General features: G+C 59.2%; 17 protein-coding genes and 3 tRNA genes. 1 reads left to right on the forward strand and 19 read right to left on the reverse strand.

Annotation, left to right across the window (positions count from 1 at the left end):
* Positions 1 to 97: 97 nt before the first annotated feature.
* The 4 genes from QMX86_RS09460 to QMX86_RS09475 all read right to left on the reverse strand — a co-directional run bounded on the left by QMX86_RS09460 (position 98) and on the right by QMX86_RS09475 (position 6,009).
* The gene (locus QMX86_RS09460) at positions 98 to 2,128 is read right to left on the reverse strand and encodes a methyl-accepting chemotaxis protein (protein ID WP_281120393.1); all 2,031 of its coding nucleotides are present in this window, start codon (positions 2,126 to 2,128) and stop codon (positions 98 to 100) included.
* A gap of 242 nt (positions 2,129 to 2,370) precedes the next feature.
* The gene (gene ampE, locus QMX86_RS09465; protein ID WP_197890244.1) at positions 2,371 to 3,210 is read right to left on the reverse strand and encodes a regulatory signaling modulator protein AmpE; all 840 of its coding nucleotides are present in this window, start codon (positions 3,208 to 3,210) and stop codon (positions 2,371 to 2,373) included.
* Positions 3,207 to 3,767: a 1,6-anhydro-N-acetylmuramyl-L-alanine amidase AmpD gene (gene ampD, locus QMX86_RS09470; protein ID WP_282383171.1), complete on the reverse strand. Its 561-nt coding sequence runs from the start codon at positions 3,765 to 3,767 to the stop codon at positions 3,207 to 3,209. Before ampD ends, ampE begins: the two co-directional genes overlap by 4 nt.
* Before the next feature lie 64 nt (positions 3,768 to 3,831).
* Complete coding sequence (locus QMX86_RS09475) at positions 3,832 to 6,009, reverse strand: DUF1631 domain-containing protein (protein WP_282383166.1); 2,178 nt, start codon at positions 6,007 to 6,009, stop codon at positions 3,832 to 3,834.
* A gap of 266 nt (positions 6,010 to 6,275) precedes the next feature.
* Here QMX86_RS09475 and nadC point away from each other — a divergent pair, with 266 nt between their 5' ends.
* Positions 6,276 to 7,124, forward strand: a complete 849-nt coding sequence (gene nadC / locus QMX86_RS09480; protein ID WP_016771747.1) for a carboxylating nicotinate-nucleotide diphosphorylase — start codon at positions 6,276 to 6,278, stop codon at positions 7,122 to 7,124.
* Positions 7,125 to 7,172: 48 nt separating this feature from the next.
* Here the strand turns inward: nadC and QMX86_RS09485 are convergent, their stop codons facing one another.
* The 15 genes from QMX86_RS09485 to folP form a co-directional block, all read right to left on the reverse strand.
* Positions 7,173 to 7,472, reverse strand: a complete 300-nt coding sequence (locus QMX86_RS09485) for a DUF6388 family protein (protein ID WP_282383163.1) — start codon at positions 7,470 to 7,472, stop codon at positions 7,173 to 7,175.
* A gap of 229 nt (positions 7,473 to 7,701) precedes the next feature.
* A tRNA-Thr gene (locus tag QMX86_RS09490) sits at positions 7,702 to 7,777 on the reverse strand.
* Positions 7,778 to 8,067: 290 nt separating this feature from the next.
* Positions 8,068 to 10,173: a polyribonucleotide nucleotidyltransferase gene (gene pnp / locus QMX86_RS09495; protein ID WP_024011572.1), complete on the reverse strand. Its 2,106-nt coding sequence runs from the start codon at positions 10,171 to 10,173 to the stop codon at positions 8,068 to 8,070.
* Between the two features lie 204 nt (positions 10,174 to 10,377).
* A complete protein-coding gene (gene rpsO, locus QMX86_RS09500) occupies positions 10,378 to 10,647 on the reverse strand; it encodes a 30S ribosomal protein S15 (protein ID WP_016771751.1) in 270 nt (89 codons plus the stop codon).
* A gap of 143 nt (positions 10,648 to 10,790) precedes the next feature.
* Positions 10,791 to 11,708, reverse strand: coding sequence for a tRNA pseudouridine(55) synthase TruB (truB, locus tag QMX86_RS09505; protein WP_024011571.1), 918 nt, complete (start codon positions 11,706 to 11,708; stop codon positions 10,791 to 10,793).
* A gap of 4 nt (positions 11,709 to 11,712) precedes the next feature.
* Positions 11,713 to 12,114 (reverse strand): 30S ribosome-binding factor RbfA, encoded by a 402-nt coding sequence (rbfA, locus tag QMX86_RS09510; protein ID WP_016771753.1) that lies wholly within the window; start codon positions 12,112 to 12,114, stop codon positions 11,713 to 11,715.
* A gap of 159 nt (positions 12,115 to 12,273) precedes the next feature.
* Positions 12,274 to 14,802, reverse strand: coding sequence for a translation initiation factor IF-2 (gene infB, locus QMX86_RS09515; protein ID WP_024011570.1), 2,529 nt, complete (start codon positions 14,800 to 14,802; stop codon positions 12,274 to 12,276).
* A 27-nt stretch (positions 14,803 to 14,829) separates the two neighbouring features.
* Positions 14,830 to 16,311 (reverse strand): transcription termination factor NusA, encoded by a 1,482-nt coding sequence (gene nusA / locus QMX86_RS09520; protein ID WP_024011569.1) that lies wholly within the window; start codon positions 16,309 to 16,311, stop codon positions 14,830 to 14,832.
* 47 nt (positions 16,312 to 16,358) lie between these two features.
* Positions 16,359 to 16,817: a ribosome maturation factor RimP gene (gene rimP, locus QMX86_RS09525; protein WP_073473852.1), complete on the reverse strand. Its 459-nt coding sequence runs from the start codon at positions 16,815 to 16,817 to the stop codon at positions 16,359 to 16,361.
* 139 nt (positions 16,818 to 16,956) lie between these two features.
* A tRNA-Met gene (locus tag QMX86_RS09530) sits at positions 16,957 to 17,033 on the reverse strand.
* A 97-nt stretch (positions 17,034 to 17,130) separates the two neighbouring features.
* Positions 17,131 to 17,216, reverse strand: a tRNA-Leu gene (locus QMX86_RS09535).
* Between the two features lie 22 nt (positions 17,217 to 17,238).
* On the reverse strand, positions 17,239 to 17,622 hold the full coding sequence (secG, locus tag QMX86_RS09540) for a preprotein translocase subunit SecG (RefSeq protein ID WP_016771756.1): 384 nt from the start codon (positions 17,620 to 17,622) through the stop codon (positions 17,239 to 17,241).
* Between the two features lie 4 nt (positions 17,623 to 17,626).
* Positions 17,627 to 18,382 carry a triose-phosphate isomerase gene (gene tpiA, locus QMX86_RS09545; protein WP_007915248.1) on the reverse strand — a complete coding sequence of 252 codons (756 nt, stop codon included), beginning with the start codon at positions 18,380 to 18,382 and terminating at the stop codon, positions 17,627 to 17,629.
* 65 nt (positions 18,383 to 18,447) lie between these two features.
* Positions 18,448 to 19,785, reverse strand: a complete 1,338-nt coding sequence (gene glmM, locus QMX86_RS09550) for a phosphoglucosamine mutase (protein ID WP_110603491.1) — start codon at positions 19,783 to 19,785, stop codon at positions 18,448 to 18,450.
* Positions 19,786 to 19,801: 16 nt separating this feature from the next.
* On the reverse strand, positions 19,802 to 20,653 hold the full coding sequence (folP, locus tag QMX86_RS09555) for a dihydropteroate synthase (protein ID WP_151551663.1): 852 nt from the start codon (positions 20,651 to 20,653) through the stop codon (positions 19,802 to 19,804).
* Between the last annotated feature and the right edge of the window lies 1 nt (position 20,654).

Raw genomic sequence — 20,654 nt, forward strand, 5'->3', positions numbered from 1 at the left:
GTGCAACGAGGCTGCGCTCTTTTGATCTTCAGAGGCAAAGTCAAAAGATCGCAGCCTCGTTGCACTCGTCAGCTCCTACGGGGGGATGGTGTCAGACTCAGACACGAAATGCGCTGATCAGTTGTTTGAGCTCAACCACCTGCGCCGACAGCGCGCGGCTGGCATCTTCGGTCTGGTGCGCACCTTGCGCCGTGCGTTCGCCGGCACGGTTGATCTCGACGATATTCTGGTCGATGTCATGGGCCACGGCGGTCTGCTGTTCCACGGCAGCGGCGATCTGCTGGTTCTGATCGACGATCATGCCCACCGCGCCAAGAATGTTCTCCAGCGCCTGCTGGACCTTCTCCGACTGGCCCACCGTGCCATTGGCCATCTGATGACTGACGCCCATGGCCTTCACCGCCGCGCCGACGCCGCCATGCAGTTTGGCGATCATCTGCTCGATTTCTTCGGTCGATTGCTGGGTGCGCTTGGCCAAGGTGCGTACTTCGTCGGCGACCACGGCAAAACCGCGCCCCTGCTCGCCGGCCCGCGCGGCTTCGATAGCGGCGTTGAGCGCCAGCAGGTTGGTCTGTTCGGCGATGCTCTTGATCACCTCAAGCACACGGCTGATCGACTGGCTGTCGCTGGCCAGTTGATTGATCACCAGCACCGACTGGTCGATTTCGCTGGCGAGCGCGGCAATGCTGCCCTGTTGCGATTCCACCAGGCCGCGCCCGCTGAGGGTTTCGTCGTTGACGCTGTGGGCGCTGCTCACCGCAGCGGCGGCACTGCGAGCGACTTCCATTGAGGTCGCCGACATCTGGTTCATCGCCGTCGCCACTTGTTCGATTTGCGAGCGCTGCCCGGCCACAGCCTGATTGCTCTGCGCCGACACGCTCTCCACCTGCCCGGCCTGTCGCTCGACTTCGCCAACGGTGTGACCGACGCGCTCGATCAAGTCGTGAATCTTCTTCACCGTACCGTTGAACACCTCGCCCAACTCGCCCAGCTCATCGCGGCTGCTGGCCTTGAAGTTGACGGTCATGTCACCGGCGGCGACCTTGTCCATCATGGCGCCCAGGCTTTTCAGGGTGGTGCGGGTCGAGGCGTAGAAACCGCCATAAAGATAGAAAATCAGCACAAAGACCACCGACAGCGCCGAGGCTTGCAGAATCATGTGCGTGCGGTTCTGCGCCAGACGCTGCTGCAATTGGCTGTCGAGGAATTTCAGCGTGGCCTGATTGAGCTGGTAGGTGTGTTCCATCAGCCCGGTGACCTGATCGTAAAATGCCTGCCACGGCGCATCGAGGGTGTCGGCCATTACCACTTGTTCTTCGAACAGCTCGCTGGCCTGTTTGAGCGAAGCCTTGCTGCTATCGGCCTGGGCGCTGAGGGATTCGCGTGCAGCGCTGCTGGAACCGAGGGCGTCCTGCAGTTTCAGAGCGTACTCGGCCTGGAGTTTTTCGATCTGCACCAGCAGCTCGTCAAAACGCGTGCTGGAGGAACTGTTGAGAAAACCCTGACCCAACGAATACGAACCCATCGCCCGGCCCTCGCCGAGGGTTTGCGTGACGCTGGGGGTAATCAGCGTGACCAGTTCGCTGAGCTGACGAATGTCGCTCTGGTTGTCGCGGCTCAAGCCGGCCTGACTGGTGATGATCTGGCTGAAAATCTGCGCACTGGCCAGCAACTTGCCAATCAACGCGCTTTTGCTTTGCAGCGAGCTCTCCGCCTGCTGGGCCTTGAACGCGGCGATCATTTCATCGCGCTTGGCCTCGAATTGCTTGATCTGCTCGGGGTCTTCGGTCATCGCCGTCAGCCCTTCGAGGCGCGCGAGCACAGCCTGCTCCAGCGTCTGGATCTGCGCTTCGACATTGCCGGCCTTGCCGGACTGGCCGAGGGTGACGTCGATCTGCACCAGATTGTTCAGGGTCTCCAGATCCCGGCGCAGGCTCAGGCTGCTGCCCAGCAGGTCGAGGCTCTGCAATTCGACGCGGGTGCCCTGAAATTCGCGATAGGAGTCGCGCACCAGATAGAAATTGGTCACCAGCATCGGCACCAGGAACAGCACGCTGATCAGGCTGAACTTCATGCCGAAGCTCAGACGGTTCATCAGCGAGACGGCGGGATAGAGCAAGCTCTTCACTGGAAGTCTCCCTTGGTTTTTCTTGTTTTTATTGGCAGGCGCAGGACGAAAGCAGATAGCCACTATCGGGCGCTATCTCTGTATAGCGTAAATCGGCGGGAGGTTTTGTAACTTAAGGTTAATGGCAATGCAGTGATCGCCAAATCAAAAGCAAAAAGATCGCAGCCTTCGGCAGTTCCTACAGGGAAATGCGTTCCAAGGTAGGAGCTGCCGAAGGCTGCGATCTTTTGATCTTGCTGTAATCAGTGAACCAGAACCGTCCACAAGGCAAACCCGGCATACCACAGCACCGCCGCACGCAGCAGCAGTTCCCACAGGCAATCGAGGGTGTTGATGCCGTCCGGGCCGACCACTGGCGGTGGAACTTCCCCGGCTGCCAGGCCGACCTTGTTGATCAACTGCGCAGCGCTGATGTTCCAGTTCAGCAGCTCATGCAGCATCACCCGGCTGACCGCGACGAAGTTGCCGACCAATGCCAGACTCGCCGCCAGCAAGCGCACCGGCACCCAATCGAAAGCGTGACGCAATTGCGCAGCACGCTCGACCAGCGCCGGATTGCTGCCGTGCTCTTCGGCCAGCGCCAACAGGCGATAAGCCAATGCCGCCACCGGACCGAGGAGGAAGTACCAGAAGATCACCGCGAAGAAACTCTGATACGCCTGCCACAGCAGATGCCCCTGCACTTGCTCAAGCAATTGCTCGCCACTGTCGGCGCAGATGTCCAGGTCGCGCTTGGCCACGTGGGCCGCCGCTTGCAGATCCTCACGGCGCCAGGCATCGCGGAACGGTCCGAGTCCGCCGAGCAGGTCGCCACGCCCGAGGCTGTAAATCACCACCAGCAAATGCACCGGCAGCGCCAGCAAACCGTACGCCACCGGTTCCAGCACCAGCAGCAACAGCGCCAGCAACGCCACCGGGCACAGCACCAGAATCGTCAGCACCAGCCACGGTTGCCTGGCCAGCCGTTTGCTGTTTTCGAGTTTGTGCAGTTCGCGGATCCATCCGCCGTCGCGTTGAAGCCGATGGCGCAGGGCCGAAAACTTCTCGATCCACAGCGCCAGCAGTAACACCAGAAAACTCATTGTCCTTCCTCTTTTGCCAGGGCTGCGCGGTAGCGTGCCCAGTCGAATGCCGGTCCTGGATCGGTCTTGCGCCCCGGCGCGATATCGCTGTGGCCACAGATACGCTGATCGGTGATCGCCGGAAAGCGCTTCTGCAACTGCCGGGTCAGCGCAGTCAACGCTCGATACTGTTCATCGGTAAACGGCAGATCATCGGTGCCTTCCAGCTCGATGCCGACGGAAAAATCGTTACAGGTTTCACGACCCTCGAACACTGAAACGCCTGCGTGCCACGCCCGCGCAAGACAAGAGACAAACTGGGTGACCTTGCCGTCACGTTCGATCAGAAAATGCGCCGATACGCGCAGGTCAGTGATGCCTGCAAAGTAGGGGTGTTCGGTGACATCCAGACGATTCTGGAAAAACTCCTGCACCTTGCCCGTGGCGAATTGCGCCGGCGGCAGGCTGATGTTGTGGATGACCAACAGGGACACTTCGCCCGCCGGGCGCTCATTGAAGTTGGGCGACGGGCAGATCTGCACGCCATGACACCACCCGCTCGCGGGATCCAACTGCATACCGATTCCTTCAACGCCGACCATGTGGGCGCCCAGTATGCCGCGATCCGCCCTCACCGCGCGATCACTTGCCGCGATTGAGTCGCCGCAGGTCGCCCAGCACCGATTCCAGTGCGCGGTCGAACAGCAAGGTGTCATCCAGCGCACGCGCGGCGCCTCGGCTGAAAGCCAAGGCGAGGTCGGTGCGGCTGTGCTCCAGCACTTTCGTCCCGGTGCGGTCGACGAAGACATATTTGCCGGTCTCTTCGATGATCGCGGCGAGTTTGCAACGCAAGGTCTGTTCGTCGTCTGCGTCGAACACCACCCAGTTGCCCACACGCAACTGCTCGACCTGAGACAGACCGGCAGCGTCTTGCGCCAGGCGCGGCGCCGGGGTGGCTGCTGCCTGGTCGGCACTGTGCTGCAAGACCTCGGGCGTGACTTCGATCAGCGGCATGGCGCTGTGATCGGCATCGTCGGAACGTTCCAGCACGCGTACGTGCAGAGCCTCCAGTTCACTGAAAAATTCGCTGGTGGCAAACGGGTCGAACGCGGTGCTGCTCAGGCCATCGCGCAGTGACTTGAGCAAACCCGGGACCAGTGCCAGCAGGCGCAGGCTGGATTCGCCGTCGTCATGGCGCTGCACGCTCCAGACCAACTGTTCCATGGTCTGCACGTCGGCGTGCCATTCGGCGGACTGATCACCGTGCTTGAGGCAGGTCAGCAACAGCACTTTGCTCCAGGCCTGCTGGACGAAACTCACCACCGTCGCCGGCAGCACTTTGCCCAGTAACGCCTGTTGCAACGCCTGCGCGACACGCCGCTGAGCCAGCTCGGCCTTCGCCCGGCCTTCCTCGGCGTCCCGCAAGCGTTGTTCCAGCAGTTCAGTGCGACGGCGTTCTTCCTGAGTGAAGGCGAGGAAGTCGGCGAGCAGTTCGGAGAAGATCGCCGGGTCGTCAACAAAATCACTCAGCAAGCGTTGCACCACTTGCTCGATGCGCACGTAGAGGTTGTCGCGCTCAGCGCCGTCGCAATCGCTCCAGCCCATTGCGGCCTCGGCGATTTCGTTGAGCAGGCGCCGCGCCGGATGCGTGCTGCGGCTGAAGAAACTCTTGTCGAGCACGGCGACCTTGAGCATCGGAATCTGCAATCGGCCGATCAGCGCCTTGAGCGCGTCAGGCACGTTGCGATCGTCGAGGATGCAGTCGAAAACCATGGCGATCAGGTTGATCACATCTTCGTCGGCAGTCGCGACAACGCGGGAGCGGCCACTTCGGACGCTGACCCGGGTCAGCAACTGTTCGAGCTGATGGCGCAGATCGAAATCTTCCTGAGCCTCCAGCGCCGGTACGTATTGCTGCAAGTGCGACAACAACCGCAGCAGGTCGCGGGTGTTGATCGGATGCGCCGGGGCGCCGGGCTCCAGGGTCGGTGTGACGCGGCCGCGCACCTGGGCGAGCAATTGCTGCATCGCGGCGAACACTTCCTCGATGCCTTCGTCCGCTGGCGGCTCGTCGAGATCTTCAATCAATGTGTCGCTGTCCGCAGGCTCGACCATGCGACGAGCCACGGCGGGCTTCAGATGTGGCAACACGCCGGTGGCGAGCAACAGCTGATTGGCCTCGCCATACAGCTGCTCGGTGTCAGCCAGCACATAGCGTTCGAACAGCTTGAGCAGGATCAGCTTGACCTTGATCTCGACGCCGAGATTACGCCCGGCCTGCAGGAAGTATTCGCAGAGCATCGCCGGACTCAGCGGGTTGTGCTGATCGTCCAGACGCTTGCCGAGCATCGAGCTGAAGCGTGCGGTCAGTTGATCGAGAGCGAAGCCGTCGCGCTTGAGCACGCGACTGACCATGGTCTGCACGGCGACGGTACGCTCCATGGCATCGGTGCGCGGCGCCGATTCTTCGAGCACCGGCGTGCGTGGCAGGGTGTTGGCGGCGGGGTCGTATTGGGTAAGGCCGGCGAAAGCCTCAAAGAACAGTTCAAGAAAGCCGCGCTCGATGTTCTTGCGCTTGAGGCGCAGGTCGCGCATGGCTTCGAAAAAGATGTTCTGATCGACGTCGTTGCGCGCCCGGTCGGCCATTTCGAACAGCGTGTCGTCAGCGTTATCGAACAGCTCCTGCAAATCGTGGCGCAGTTGCTGCGCAGCCTTGTCGCGAACCTGCAGCAGAATCACCGGCAAGCGGGCAAGCGGCGAGTGGTCCGCCAAATCGGCAGTCGCCCGGTGCAAAGGCACCACTTTCCCGTCGTTGCGCATCCAAGCCTCCTGGAACGGTGATTCGGTTCGTCGCTTTGACACTGCCCAACTGGACTCGTTCGTCAAAGCCATGACGTCAAATACAAGGCGGATTATCTGGCAAAAGAGGCCGGCGATGCTATAGGCCTCAGGGTTTCCCCTATAGGCCATGCACCTCGCATTCAGCGCAGGAAAATCGACCAGATGCGTCAGGCACGAACGTTCTCGCCTTGGGTTGGCTCGCGCCCTGCCCCTATAATCGAACCACTTTGTTTGTGGAGTCCGTTATGCCGAATCTACGTCTCGCCGATCTGACCGCCGAAATCGAAAACAACGTGCGCCGTGCGTTGCTCGAAGACGTCGGCAGCGGCGACATCACCGCGCAACTGATCCCGGCCGAACGCCTGGCCAAAGCCACCATCATCACCCGTGACGACGCCGTCATCTGCGGCACCGCATGGGTCGATGCGGTGTTTCGCCAGCTCGATCCCCGCGTGGCGGTGCATTGGCAAGTGGTCGACGGCCAGCGGGTCAAAGCCAATCAGCCGCTGTTTCATCTGGAAGGCCCGGCGCGCTCACTGCTGACCGGTGAACGCAGCGCATTGAACTTCCTCCAGTTGCTGTCCGGCGTGGCGACGCGCGCGCAGTACCTGGCGGACTTCGTCGGCGAGACTCAGGTCAAGTTGCTCGACACCCGCAAAACCCTGCCCGGCCTGCGTCTGGCACAGAAATACGCCGTAACCTGCGGCGGCTGCCACAACCATCGCATCGGTCTCTACGACGCCTTCCTGATCAAGGAAAACCACATCGCCGCCAGCGGTGGCATCGCCGAAGCCGTGGCCGCCGCACACAAGATCGCCCCGGGCAAACCGGTTGAGATCGAGGTGGAAAGTCTTGAAGAGCTGAAGCAGGCGCTGGAAGCCGGCGCCGACATCATCATGCTCGACGAACTGAGCCTGGACGACATGCGCGAAGCGGTACGCCTGACCGCCGGCAAAGCGAAACTGGAAGCCAGCGGCGGCATCAACGAAAGCACGCTGCTGCCGATCGCCGAAACGGGTGTGGATTACATTTCGATTGGTGCGATGACCAAGGATGTCAAAGCGGTGGACCTGTCGATGCGACTGAGCCTCTGAGCATTCGCGCAAGAAAAAACGCCAGCCTGTTGAGGCTGGCGTTTTTGTTCAGACCACCAGATTGTTCATCTCGCAGTACTCTTCCCACTCGACACCCAATACTTCCGCCGCTTCCTTGTGCAGCACGAGGCGCTGCGCCTCGAACTCCTCCGGCGTGCTCGTGTACTTGAGGGTCAGCTCCCACGGCTGCAAGCCCTGCGCTTCGGCTTCGTCTTCGAAGGACCACTGGATCTGGTCTTTCTGATCATCGGAACTCAGGTCCTTGATCTCATCCTTCAGTTCCGGCACATCCAGAAGGTATTTTTCCAGCGCTTGTTCGTGGCGTTGCTCTTGGGTCAATTCAGTCATGGGGTTCTCGCTGATCTTAGGAATGGAGGATGGATCTGGATCATCAAGGATCTCTCTGACGCGGACTGGCCGGCCTTCGGAACCATTCGGGATCATCTGAAAACTGCTAAGCGATGCTCATGCAGGCACCGAATATAGGACGTTTGCATGACGAATTACACGGCTCTTTACATCTCTTGCACAAAAAGCTGACCTGCGGAACATGTATCGACGTGGCACGCTGAGGAGTTGGTGCCCGAGACAGGAATCGAACCTGCGACCTTCGCGTTACGAGTGCGCTGCTCTACCGGCTGAGCTACACGGGCGGTGGGCTAAACCTAGCACCGGACTCGAGCTGCGGCAAATTTGTGGGTTGTCTGATGGTTTTCTTTTGAGAACCACATTTGTGGCGAGGGGATTTATCCCCGTTGGGCTGCGAAGCGGCCCTGAATCTGGCACCTCGGTGTTTCAGGCGGTCCGCAGTGTCTGGTTTTACGACTGCCTCGCAGCCGAACGGGATAAATCCCCTCGCCACAATTTCTTTATTTCAGATAAAAAAATGCCCCCGCCGTTTGCACGGCGGGGGCATCTTCATTGCGCTAAAGCGTTGGGGTGATTAAACGCCCGAAGCCTTGGCAGCTGCCACGTCTTTGATGGACAGCTTGATACGGCCGCGGTTGTCCACGTCCAGTACCAGCACTTCCACTTCCTGACCTTCTTTCAGAATGTCGGTGACTTTCTCTACGCGAGCGTCGCTCAGCATCGAGATGTGCACCAGACCGTCCTTGCCCGGCAGGATGTTCACGAATGCGCCGAAGTCGACGATACGCTCAACCTTGCCGACGTAGATCTTGCCGATCTCGGCTTCTGCAGTGATGCTCAGAACGCGCTGACGAGCAGCTTCTGCAGCATCCTTGGTTTCGCCGAAGATCTTGATCGAGCCGTCGTCTTCGATGTCGATCGAAGCCTTGGTTTCTTCGCAGATCGCACGGATGGTCGCGCCACCTTTACCGATAACGTCACGGATTTTGTCGGTGTCGATCTTCATCGCGATCATGGTCGGAGCGTTGGCCGACAGTTCGGTACGCGACTGGCCAATGATCTGGTTCATCTGGCCGAGGATGTTCAGGCGCGCTTCAAGGGCCTGGCCCAGAGCGATTTCCATGATCTCTTCGGTGATGCCCTTGATCTTGATGTCCATCTGCAGCGCAGTCACGCCTTTGGCGGTACCGGCTACCTTGAAGTCCATGTCGCCCAGGTGATCTTCGTCGCCGAGGATGTCGGTCAGAACGGCGAACTTCTCGCCCTCTTTAACCAGACCCATAGCGATACCGGCCACCGGTGCTTTCATCGGTACACCAGCGTCCATCAGTGCCAGGGAAGCACCGCACACGGAAGCCATCGAGCTCGAACCGTTGGATTCGGTGATTTCCGATACCACGCGGATGGTGTACGGGAACACGTCAGCGGCTGGCAGCATGGCCGAAACCGAACGACGGGCCAGACGGCCGTGACCGATTTCGCGACGACCGGCGCCCCCCATGCGACCACACTCGCCTACCGAGAACGGCGGGAAGTTGTAGTGCAGCATGAACGGGTCTTTCTTTTCGCCTTCCAGGGTGTCCAGCAGTTGCGCGTCACGGGCGGTGCCCAGTGTTGCCACAACCAGCGCCTGGGTTTCGCCACGGGTGAAAAGTGCCGAACCGTGAGTCTTTGGCAGCACGCCGACTTCGATGTTCAGCGGACGTACAGTCTTGGTGTCGCGACCGTCGATACGTGGCTTGCCGTTAACGATGTTTTCGCGAACGGTGCGGTATTCGATTTCGCCGAAGGCTGCTTTGACTTCAGCAGCGCTTGGCTGGCCTTCTTCACCGGACAGCTTGGCAACCACTTGGTCCTTCAGCTCACCCAGGCGAGCGTAACGGTCGGCCTTGATGGTGATGGTGTAAGCCTGGGAGATCGCTTCGCCGAACTCGGCACGGATAGCGCCCAGCAGTTCGGTGGCTTCTGGCGCAGGAGCCCAGTTCCAGGTTGGCTTGGCGGCTTCGGCAGCCAGTTCTTTCACAGCGTTGATCACAACCTGGAATTCGTCGTGAGCGAACAGTACCGCGCCCAGCATCTGGTCTTCGGTCAGCTCTTTGGCTTCCGATTCAACCATCAGCACGGCGTCGGAAGTACCGGCAACGACCATGTCCAGGCTCGAAGCGGCCTGCTGCTCGTAAGTCGGGTTCAGCAGGTAGCCGGTGCTTTCGTGGAAAGCCACGCGAGCGGCGCCGATCGGGCCGTCGAACGGAATGCCGGAAATGGCCAGGGCTGCCGAGGTACCGATCATCGCAGCGATGTCCGGATCGGTCTTCTTGCTGGTGGAAACGACGGTGCAGACAACCTGCACTTCGTTCATGAAGCCTTCTGGGAACAGCGGACGGATCGGACGGTCGATCAGTCGGGAAGTCAGGGTTTCTTTCTCGGAAGGACGGCCTTCACGCTTGAAGAAACCGCCAGGGATCTTACCGGCAGCGTAAGTCTTCTCCTGGTAATGAACGGACAGAGGGAAGAAGCCCTTGCCCGGATCGGCTTGCTTTGCACCGACAACAGTCACCAACACGCTGACGTCGTCGTCAACGGTGACCAATACTGCGCCGGAGGCCTGACGGGCGATACGGCCTGTCTCGAGGGTAACGGTCGATTGACCGAACTGGAATTTTTTGATTACCGGGTTCACGGTGTCCTACCTTCTTTGTGGCTCTTGGGGGAAACGGTTTCTTGCGAATTCTTGGGCAATCTCGGGAATCGGCCCGATGGCAATTGTCCGGGTGCTACAGGTAAAGCCATGCTGCAGATAAAACTTGAGGCTGGGAGCCTGCAAGGCGCCAGCGGAAAACCGCTGACGCCCGACAGACCACCAACCTCATAGCGCAATCGCTGATTAGCGACGCAGACCCAGGCGAGCGATCAGCGCGGCGTACCGGCTCACGTCCTTGCCTTTCAGGTAGTCCAGCAGCTTGCGACGCTGGTTAACCATGCGGATCAGACCACGACGGGAGTGGTGATCTTTACCGTTGGCCTTGAAGTGACCTTGCAGTTTGTTGATGTTGGCGGTCAGCAGTGCAACCTGCACTTCTGGCGAACCAGTGTCACCAACAGCTTGCTGGTAGTCAGCAACGATTTGAGCTTTTTCTTGAACGTCGAGAGCCATGAGGCAATCCTTCCTTATCAGGAAACTGTTTCAGGGAAACAGCTTCAACAGGCCAGGGACAAATCCCTGTATCTATAAATGAGTAGTGACCATGCCTGTTAACAGCCACACTCGCCGGCCCGCTTAACGCAGACCGGTTCCGGTCATTCTGACCGAATCAAGCGACGCGGCGCGATGCGCCCGTCTTCGCTCACTTCACCGATACCGATGAAGCGACCATTGTGATCCTGTACCCGCACCATGCCGAACTTCGGCGCATCCGGGGCACGTACTGGCTGGCCGTTGAGCCAGTAGAACGCGCTCGCTTCGGAAAAGTGCAGCAACGGCCAATCCTGCAGGCCGCTGTCCGATGGCATCAGGAAGCGATCGACCGCTTCATTGCCGCCTTCGGCATGTACCGCTTCCAGCTCTTCGAGGGTAACAGTCTGCGCCAAGGTGAAAGGCCCGGCCTGGGTCCGACGCAATTCTGCGACGTACGCACCACAACCGAGTTGCTCACCGATATCCTCCACCAGGGTACGAATATAGGTGCCCTTGCTGCAGTCCACCGCAAGCCGCGCAGTATCGCCTTCGAAGGCCAGCAATTCCAAGCGCGCAATAGTAACAGAACGCGGTTCGCGCTCCACTACTTCGCCTGCACGTGCCAGTTTGTACAGCGGCTGGCCATCACGCTTGAGTGCCGAGTACATCGGCGGTATCTGACTGATTTGCCCGCGAAATTTCGGCAGAACCGCTTCGACATCGGCGCGACCAACGGTCACCGGACGTTCCTGCAAAACCTCACCTTCGGCATCGGCCGTAGTGGTGGTCTTGCCCAGTTGCGCCAGGGTCTCGTAGCCCTTGTCGGAATCGAGCAGGTATTGCGAGAACTTGGTCGCCTCGCCGAAGCACAGCGGCAACACGCCGGTGGCCAACGGATCGAGGCTGCCGGTGTGCCCGGCCTTCTCGGCATTGAGCAGCCAGCGCACCTTCTGCAATGCAGCGTTGGAGGTGAACCCCAATGGCTTGTCGAGCAGGATGATACCGCTGACGTTACGACGGATACGTTTGACCTGAGCCACCGAATTACTCCTTGGTGTCTTCAGGTGCTGGAGCGGCAACGTGCTGATTGTCTTCAGCCACGGCGCGCTCGATCAATGCCGACAAGTGCGCGCCACGCACGACAGATTCGTCGTAGTGGAAGTGCAATTGCGGCACGCTGCGCAGCTTCATTTCGCGGGCCAATTGCATACGCAGGAAGCCTGCGGCGGCGTTGAGCACCTTGATGCTTTGCGCGATGTCTTCAGCGTTGTCCTGGCCCATCACGGTGATGAAAATCTTCGCGTGACCGACGTCACGGGACACTTCCACAGCGGTAATGGTGACCAGGCCGACGCGCGGGTCTTTGACTTCGCGACGGATCAGTTGCGCCAGCTCGCGCTGCATCTGATCGCCGATACGTTGGGTACGGCTGTATTCTTTTGCCATGATTTGTTACCTGTTACTGCCCAGCGGTGAAACCCGCAAGGTCTGAAAGCGGCAAACGCCCGGCCTGACAAAAGCCAGACCGGGCGTTGCGTTTAGAGTCCGGACGCTGTGCCGTGCATTTGCATGCTACGGCCCATCGTGGCCCTTGAAGTGCGCGAGTCAGAGGCTGCGAGCAACCTGAACCTTCTCGAAGACTTCGATCTTGTCGCCGACTTTGACGTCGTTGTAGCTCTTCACGCCGATACCGCATTCCATGCCGGCACGTACTTCGGAAGCGTCATCCTTGAAGCGGCGCAGGGATTCCAGCTCGCCTTCGAAGATAACGATGTCTTCACGCAGTACACGGATCGGACGGTTACGGTGCACAACACCTTCGATCACCATGCAACCGGCGATCGCGCCAAACTTCGGCGAACGGAACACGTCACGCACTTCGGCCACACCCAGGATGTTCTCGCGAACATCGCTGCCGAGCATGCCGGTCAGGGCTTTCTTGACGTCTTCGATGATGTCGTAGATCACGTTGTAGTAACGCATATCCAGACCTTCCTGCTCGACGATCTTGCGAGCGCCGGCATCGGCACGCACGTTGAAGCCGAACAGTACAGCGTTGGAAGCCAGTGCCAGGTTGGCGTCGGATTCGGTGATACCACCGACACCGCCACCCACGACGCGCACTTGTACTTCGTCGTTGCCCAGGCCATTCAGGGCACCGTTCAACGCTTCCAGCGAACCACGGACGTCGGATTTGAGGACGATGTTGAGCGTCTTCTTCTCGGCCTGACCCATGTTTTCGAAGATGTTTTCCAGCTTGCCGGCGTGAGCGCGAGCCAGTTTGACTTCGCGGAACTTGCCCTGACGGAACAGAGCCACTTCACGGGCTTTCTTCTCGTCGGCAACCACGCTCATCTCGTCGCCAGCGTCCGGGGTACCGTCCAGGCCGAGGATCTCGACAGGGATGGATGGACCGGCTTCCTTGATTGGCTTGCCGTTCTCGTCGAGCATGGCACGTACACGGCCGTAGTTCGAACCGACCAGGACCATGTCGCCTTGACGCAGCGTACCGTCCTGAACCAGCACGGTTGCCACCGGGCCACGACCCTTGTCGAGACGCGATTCAACCACCACACCACGACCAGGAGCCGATGGAGTAGCTTTCAGCTCGAGAACTTCGGCCTGCAGCAGAACGGCTTCAAGCAGCTCGTCCACGCCAGTACCCATCTTCGCCGAAACCGGAACGAATGGTGTGTCGCCACCCCAGTCTTCGGAAGTCACGCCGTGAACCGACAGCTCGCTACGGATGCGATCGAGATCGGCGCCCGGCTTGTCGATCTTGTTCACTGCTACCACCAGCGGCACGCCAGCTGCCTGAGCATGCTGAACCGCTTCGATGGTTTGCGGCATCACGCCGTCGTCCGCTGCAACCACGAGGATCACGATGTCGGTCGCCTTGGCACCACGGGCACGCATTGCGGTAAACGCAGCGTGACCCGGGGTGTCGAGGAAAGTGACCATGCCGCGATCAGTCTCAACGTGGTATGCACCGATGTGCTGGGTGATACCGCCGGCTTCGCCAGCAGCTACCTTGGCACGACGGATGTAGTCGAGCAGGGAAGTCTTACCGTGGTCAACGTGGCCCATTACGGTCACGACTGGTGCACGGGAGAACGACTCACCTTCAAACTTCAGGGACTCGGCCAGGGAATCTTCCAGAGCGGTGTCGCTGACCAGGGTCACTTTGTGGCCCAGTTCTTCGGCTACCAGCTGAGCAGTTTCCTGATCAAGCACCTGGTTGATGGTCGCTGGGGTACCCAGTTTGAACATGAACTTGATGATTTCAGCCGCTTTGACCGACATCTGATTGGCCAGATCGCCAACCGTGATGGTCTCGCCGATCTGCACATCACGCACGACAGGGCCGGTCGGGCTCTGGAAACCGTGGGCGTTGCGCTTCTTCAGCTTGGCCTTGCCGCGACCACCACGACGGAAGCCATCGCTTTCTTCGTCGGTAGTGCGTGGCGCCACACGTGGCGCCGGGGCTTTTTCTTTGACCGATGCGCGATGCGGAGCGTTTTTGCGCTCGCCATCACCACCACCGCTGCGACGATTGTTGTCGTCGGCACGTGGCTTGTCCGGACGGCGCTGTTCGTTCTGCTTGTTGCGAACGTCAGCCGATGGAGCAGGAGCAGCAGCCACCGGTGCGCTTTCGCGAACAGGTTCGGCAGCGGCAGCCGGCGCCGCAACGGCGTCGCTGGCAGCGGTTTGCGCAGCAGCAGGCTGGCGACGCGCTTCTTCTTCGGCGCGCTGCTTGGCTTCTTCTTCAGCCTTCTGACGGGCAGCATTTTCTACTGCGCGACGCTCATCCAGTTCACGCTTGCGCTCGGCTTCGATTTCTTCCGGGCTGCGCTGTACGAAAACTTTCTTCTTGCGAACTTCAACGCTGATGCTCTTGCTACCAGCCACACGCAGGGTGCTGGTGGTTTTACGCTGCAGCGTGATCTTGCGTGGTTCTTCCACTTTCGCCTTGTGACTGCTCTTCAAGTGAGTCAGCAGGGATTGCTTCTCACTGTCAGTCACATTTTCGTCGGCGGCGGTGTGCGGCAGACCTGCCTCACGCATCTGCTGCAACAGGCGCTCTACCGGTGTTTTGACCTCATCGGCCAGTTGTTTCACCGTGACTTGCGTCATGCACTTCTCTCCTCAGGCCGCGCCTAATTACTCGAACCAGTGGGCTCGGGCGGCCATGATCAACTTGCCGGCACGATCATCGTCAATGCCGTCGATGTCGAGCAGGTCGTCAATAGACTGCTCGGCCAGGTCTTCGCGGGTAATTACGCCGCGCACCGCCAGTTCCATCGCCAAATCCTTGTCCATACCCTCAAGCGAGAGCAGGTCTTCGGCCGGATGGGCGTCTGCCAGCTTTTCCTCAGTAGCGATGGCTTTGGTCAACAAGCGATCCTTGGCGCGAGCACGAAGCTCGTTGACGATGTCCTCGTCAAAGCCGTCGATGTTGAGCATTTCCTCCACCGGTACGTAGGCAATCTCTTCCAGGCTGGTGAAGCCTTCATCTACCAGCACCTGAGCCAGTTCTTCGTCGACTTCCAGCTCGTCGATGAAGTTGCGCAGGATGTCGCCGGTTTCTGCTTGCTGCTTAGCCTGGATGTCCGATTCGGTCATCACGTTCAGGGTCCAGCCAGTCAACTGGCTCGCCAGACGCACGTTCTGACCACCGCGACCGATGGCCTGAGCCAGATTGTCTGCGCCAACGGCGATGTCCATGGCATGGGCATCTTCGTCAACGATAATTGCCGCAACCTCGGCCGGGGACATGGCGTTGATCACGAACTGGGCCGGGTTGTCGTCCCACAGCACGATATCAACACGCTCACCACCCAACTCACCCGATACCGCCTGGACGCGCGAACCGCGCATACCGATGCAGGCACCTTGTGGGTCGATGCGCTTGTCCTTGGAACGGACGGCGATCTTGGCTCGCGAACCCGGATCACGGGAGGCGGCCATGACCTCGATGAGGCCTTCGGCGATTTCCGGCACTTCGATACGGAACAGCTCGATCAGCATTTCCGGCGCGGTACGCGACAGGATCAGCTGCGGGCCGCGGTTCTCGGTGCGGATTTCCTTGAGCAGCGCACGCAGACGCACGCCGACACGGAAGGTTTCGCGAGAAATGATGTCTTCACGGGCCAGCAACGCTTCAGCATTGTTGCCCAGATCGACGATCACGTTGTCGCGGGTAACTTTTTTCACGGTGCCGGAGATGATTTCTCCCAGGCGCTCGCGATAGGCGTCGACCACTTGAGCGCGCTCGGCTTCGCGAACTTTCTGCACGATGACCTGCTTGGCAGTCTGTGCAGCGATGCGGCCGAATTCAATGGATTCGATTTTCTCTTCGACGACGTCACCGACCTTGGCACCAGGATGCGTTTCGGCAACCTTGCTTGGCCAGGTCTCGATGGCCGGATCGTCGAGATCATTCTCTTCGACGACCGTCCAGCGACGGAAGGTTTCGTAGGAACCGGTGTGGCGGTTGATTTCCACACGCAGGTCCACTTCGTCTTCAAAACGCTTTTTGGTAGCAGTGGCCAGAGCCAGCTCCAGCGCTTCAAAAATTACGCTTGCCGGTACACCCTTTTCATTGGATACCGACTCAACAACCAGTAGTACTTCTTTGCTCATCGTACGCCTCGCCTTTCGCAAGCCATTGGATCCGCGGGATCCGCGTCTCAGTCAAAACTGGGAATAATGTTGGCCTTGTCGATCATATCGATCGGCAACAGGAACTCGTGGTCTTCTACCTGCACCACGACGTCCTGCTCTTCTACACCGCGCAGAAGGCCCTGAAAATTGCGTCGACCTTCGAAAGGCGAGCGCAGCTTGATCTTCACTTGTTCACCGGCAAATTTGGCAAACTGCTCAAGAGTGAACAGCGGGCGCTCCATGCCAGGCGAGGAAACTTCAAGGGTGTATTCAACGGAGATAGGATCTTCAACATCCAGAACACCGCTGATCTGACGGCTGACAATGGCGCAATCGTCCACCAGCACGCCACCCTCTTTATTGATATAAACGCGCAACATCGAGTGACGACCCTGAGCCGAAAACTCGATACCCCAGCATTCATAGCCCAGGGCCACGACCACCGGGGCCAGCAAGGCCTGCAACTCTTCTAGCTTGCTCGACACCTGAACCCCCTAGTGCATGATATGTGCATGCTTTGCAAAATAAAAAAATGGGCATAACGCCCATCCTTGAAACGCCGTCGAACAGCGGCGTTGAAAGTATCCAGCTAACAAAAAGCCCCTTAAAAGGGGCTCCTTAAACTGGTTGCGGGGGCCGGATTTGAACCGACGACCTTCGGGTTATGAGCCCGACGAGCTACCAGACTGCTCCACCCCGCGACAAAGCTGGGGCGGAAGTATACGACCGATCCCTTTTAGGGTCAATGTAACCTTCCACCTGCAAGAAAGCCCGCAACAGCGGGCTCTCCTGACTAATTGGTACCGAGAAGGGGACTCGAACCCCTACACCCTATGGGCACAACCACCTCAAGGTTGCGTGTCTACCAATTCCACCACCTCGGCAATACTACGTTTGAAACTCTTCTTACTTCTGCTCTTGAGCTGGAGGCACGTCAGTCGCTGGAGTAGCCGACTTTTGCTCTTGAAGCACCGGGACATCATCAGAAGCCGGTTGTTGCTTAGGTACTTCCAACACTGCTGGATCTGGAAGACCTGCTTGAGTCAGCTGATGAGCTTTCTCTTTAGCAAAGTAACCTAACCCCAAGCTGGTTATGAAGAAACCGGCGGCAAGTATAGCAGTAAACTTACTAAGAAAGGTAGAGGAACCTTGGCTTCCGAACACAGTATTTGAAGCACCTGCTCCGAAAGACGCGCCAGCGTCCGCACCCTTACCCTGCTGCAGCAAAACCAGAGCAACTACGCCCAATGCACCCAGCAGATGAAAAACGACTACGACTGTTTCCAGCATTTTTTCAGTTTCCCGCGGCGCGACAGATCGCACCGAACTCATCTGCATTCAGGGAAGCTCCACCAATGAGCCCCCCATCGATATCCGGCATGCCGAACAGTTCGACCGCATTGGCCGCCTTCACGCTGCCGCCGTATAGAAGCCGCACACCTCGTGCGACTTCAGAATTCTCTGCCGCCAACTGCTCGCGAATGGCTTTATGCACATCCTGAGCCTGTTGCGGCGTTGCAGTCAGCCCGGTACCAATGGCCCAGACCGGCTCGTATGCAATCACTGCCTTGGCAAAGGCACCTACACCCAGCTCCTCGATGATGCTGCCCAGCTGACGCCCGACAACTTCAAGAGTTTTTCCGGCTTCGCGCTGCTCGAGGGTTTCCCCTACACACAATACCGGAATCAAGCCACATGCCTGTGCCGCTGCGAACTTGCGATTCAGCATCCCGTCTCGCTCGCCCATAATCTGGCGGCGTTCGGAGTGCCCGACAAGCACCAGGGAACAACCTGCATCCACCAGTTGGCTGGGAGCAATCTCACCAGTCAACGCACCTTGCATGGCTTCCACCGCAGAATTCTGCGCGCCGACCGAAATCGACTTGCCTTTCAAGCCATCAATCACTTGATTGATATACAAGCAAGGCGGGAACACCGCGACATCAACACCGCTTGGCAAGGCCAGATGACGAAGGCCGTTGATCAGCTCAGCGACGCTGGCGCGGGTACCGTGCATCTTCCAGTTACCAGCTACCATAGGGCGACGCATGCTGTACCTCGTCGGTCAAAGTGGGCGCAGATGTTACCCAACACAATCATGGCTTGCAAGCCGTATCAGGCAGAAACTTCGGTTACCAGTTTTGCCAGCTCTTCGGCATAGCCGCGAACCTGGTTTTCGTCCTCGCCTTCGACCATTACGCGCACCAGAGGCTCTGTGCCGGACTTGCGCAGAAGCACGCGACCGCGCCCCGCCATCGCCTGAGTGACACGGGCACTGGCTTCCTTGACAGCAGGATGCTCCAGCGGGCTTTCACCGCCGCCAAAGCGAACGTTGATCAGCACCTGAGGGCACTTGCGCAACGCCTGGCGCGTTTGTGCCAGACCTTCATTGCGGGATTTCAGAGCCATCAACACCTGCAAGGCCGCAATGATGGCGTCGCCCGTGGTGGTGTGGTTGAAGCAGACCACATGCCCGGAATTTTCCCCGCCTACGAGCCAGTTGCGCTCTTGCAGCTCGGCAATCACGTAGCGGTCACCGACATTGGCGCGAACGAACGGGATCGACAGATCCGCAAGGGCCAGTTCGAGACCAAGATTGCTCATCAAAGTACCGACGACGCCACCCTGCAACTTGCCACGCTCATGCAGATCGCGGGCAATGATAAACAGCAGGTCGTCACCATCAACAATGGCGCCGGTATGATCGACCATCAATACCCGATCGCCATCACCATCGAAGGCGATACCCAGGTCCGCATGCTCGGCCAGAACGGCGGCCTGCAACGGCCCCATATGCGTAGAACCGCAGTTATCGTTGATGTTCAGCCCGTTCGGCTGAGCGGAAAGCACGACGACTTCGGCACCCAATTCACGGAAGACGCTCGGCGCTACCTTATAGGTCGCACCATGCGCGCAGTCGATAACGATCTTCAGGCCGGCGAAATTGGTCCCGGTAGGCACGCTGCTCTTGCAGAACTCGATGTAGCGGCCCGATGCATCATTGATTCGCGACACTTTACCGATCTTGCTCGACTCGACGACGGTCATCGGCGTATCGAGCAACTCTTCGATCATCAATTCCAATTCATCCGGCAGCTTGGTGCCTTTGCCGGAGAAGAACTTGATGCCGTTGTCATCATGCGGGTTGTGCGAAGCACTGATCACGATCCCGGCCTCTGCCTGGAAAGTGCGCGACAGATAGGCGATGGCAGGTGTCGGCATCGGACCGAGCAGCATCACATCGGCACCCGCCGAGGTCAGCCCGGCCTCGAGCGCCGATTCGAACATATAGCCAGAGATCCGCGTGTCCTTACCGACCAGCACCTTGCAGGCACCCATCTTGCGGAAAGCCATGCCAGCCGCCCAACCGAGCTTGAGCATGAAGTCAGGCGTGATCGGGTATTCACCTACGCGACCGCGAATGCCGTCGGTACCAAAATATTTCTTGCTCATAAGTGCTCCATCATTCTTATTTGGCTGACTCTACGGCCGCGATCATTCGCACTACATCGACAGTTTCCGCCACATCGTGAACCCGCAAGATCCGCGCACCCTTGACCGAAGCCAGCGCAGCAAGCGCCAGGCCGCCGTGCAGACGCTCGCCCACGGGACGGTTCAAAGCGTGGCCAATCATACTCTTGCGCGAAACACCTACCAGCAATGGCCGCCCCAGCGCATGCAGGGCCTCCATGTGTTTGAACAAGCTTAGATTGTGCTGCAAGGTCTTGGCGAAGCCGAAGCCGGGATCAAGAATGATCCGCTCGGCGGGAATACCCGCCTGCGCGCACTGTTCCATGCGCTCGGCGAGAAACTCGCCGACCTCGCGGGTGACATCCTGATACTGCGGATTATCCTGCATATCGCCCGGCTCGCCGAGCATGTGCATGAGGCAGACCGGCAACCCTGTCGCCGCCGCCGCATCCAGCGCGCCATCGCGACGCAACGAACGCACATCATTGATCAGGCCGGCACCGAGCCGTGCGGTTTCGCGCATGACTGCCGGGGTGGAAGTATCGACCGAGATGATGACATCCAGCTCGCGATTGATCAGCTCGACAATCGGCGCGACGCGCTCGAGCTCCTCCAGAGGAGAAACCGCTCGCGCGCCTGGCCGGGTCGATTCGCCGCCGACATCAATCAGCGTCGCGCCAGCCAGCACCATGGCTTCGGCATGGCGCAGCGCCGCATCGAGCTGGCTGTAGCGGCCGCCGTCGGAAAAGGAATCAGGAGTGACATTGAGAATGCCCATGACATGCGTCTGGGCCAAATCAAGAACCCGGTTGCCGCAAGGCAACCGGGTCAGGGACTGTACAGAAGTCATT

Source organism: Pseudomonas sp. PS01270, from assembly GCF_029959775.1.
Classification (GTDB): Bacteria; Pseudomonadota; Gammaproteobacteria; order Pseudomonadales; family Pseudomonadaceae; genus Aquipseudomonas; species Aquipseudomonas atacamensis.

What these genes read in the sequence shown, in the direction of transcription:
- ampE (WP_197890244.1), bottom strand. Translation starts at nt 3,210, where the DNA reads ATGAGTTTTCTGGTGTTACTGCTGGCGCTGTGGATCGAGAAGTTTTCG.
- ampD (WP_282383171.1), bottom strand. Translation starts at nt 3,767, where the DNA reads ATGCAGTTGGATCCCGCGAGCGGGTGGTGTCATGGCGTGCAGATCTGC.
- QMX86_RS09475 (WP_282383166.1), bottom strand. Translation starts at nt 6,009, where the DNA reads ATGCGCAACGACGGGAAAGTGGTGCCTTTGCACCGGGCGACTGCCGAT.
- nadC (WP_016771747.1), top strand. Translation starts at nt 6,276, where the DNA reads ATGCCGAATCTACGTCTCGCCGATCTGACCGCCGAAATCGAAAACAAC.
- QMX86_RS09485 (WP_282383163.1), bottom strand. Translation starts at nt 7,472, where the DNA reads ATGACTGAATTGACCCAAGAGCAACGCCACGAACAAGCGCTGGAAAAA.
- rpsO (WP_016771751.1), bottom strand. Translation starts at nt 10,647, where the DNA reads ATGGCTCTCGACGTTCAAGAAAAAGCTCAAATCGTTGCTGACTACCAG.
- rbfA (WP_016771753.1), bottom strand. Translation starts at nt 12,114, where the DNA reads ATGGCAAAAGAATACAGCCGTACCCAACGTATCGGCGATCAGATGCAG.
- infB (WP_024011570.1), bottom strand. Translation starts at nt 14,802, where the DNA reads ATGACGCAAGTCACGGTGAAACAACTGGCCGATGAGGTCAAAACACCG.
- nusA (WP_024011569.1), bottom strand. Translation starts at nt 16,311, where the DNA reads ATGAGCAAAGAAGTACTACTGGTTGTTGAGTCGGTATCCAATGAAAAG.
- secG (WP_016771756.1), bottom strand. Translation starts at nt 17,622, where the DNA reads ATGCTGGAAACAGTCGTAGTCGTTTTTCATCTGCTGGGTGCATTGGGC.
- tpiA (WP_007915248.1), bottom strand. Translation starts at nt 18,382, where the DNA reads ATGCGTCGCCCTATGGTAGCTGGTAACTGGAAGATGCACGGTACCCGC.
- glmM (WP_110603491.1), bottom strand. Translation starts at nt 19,785, where the DNA reads ATGAGCAAGAAATATTTTGGTACCGACGGCATTCGCGGTCGCGTAGGT.
- folP (WP_151551663.1), bottom strand. Translation starts at nt 20,653, where the DNA reads ATGACTTCTGTACAGTCCCTGACCCGGTTGCCTTGCGGCAACCGGGTT.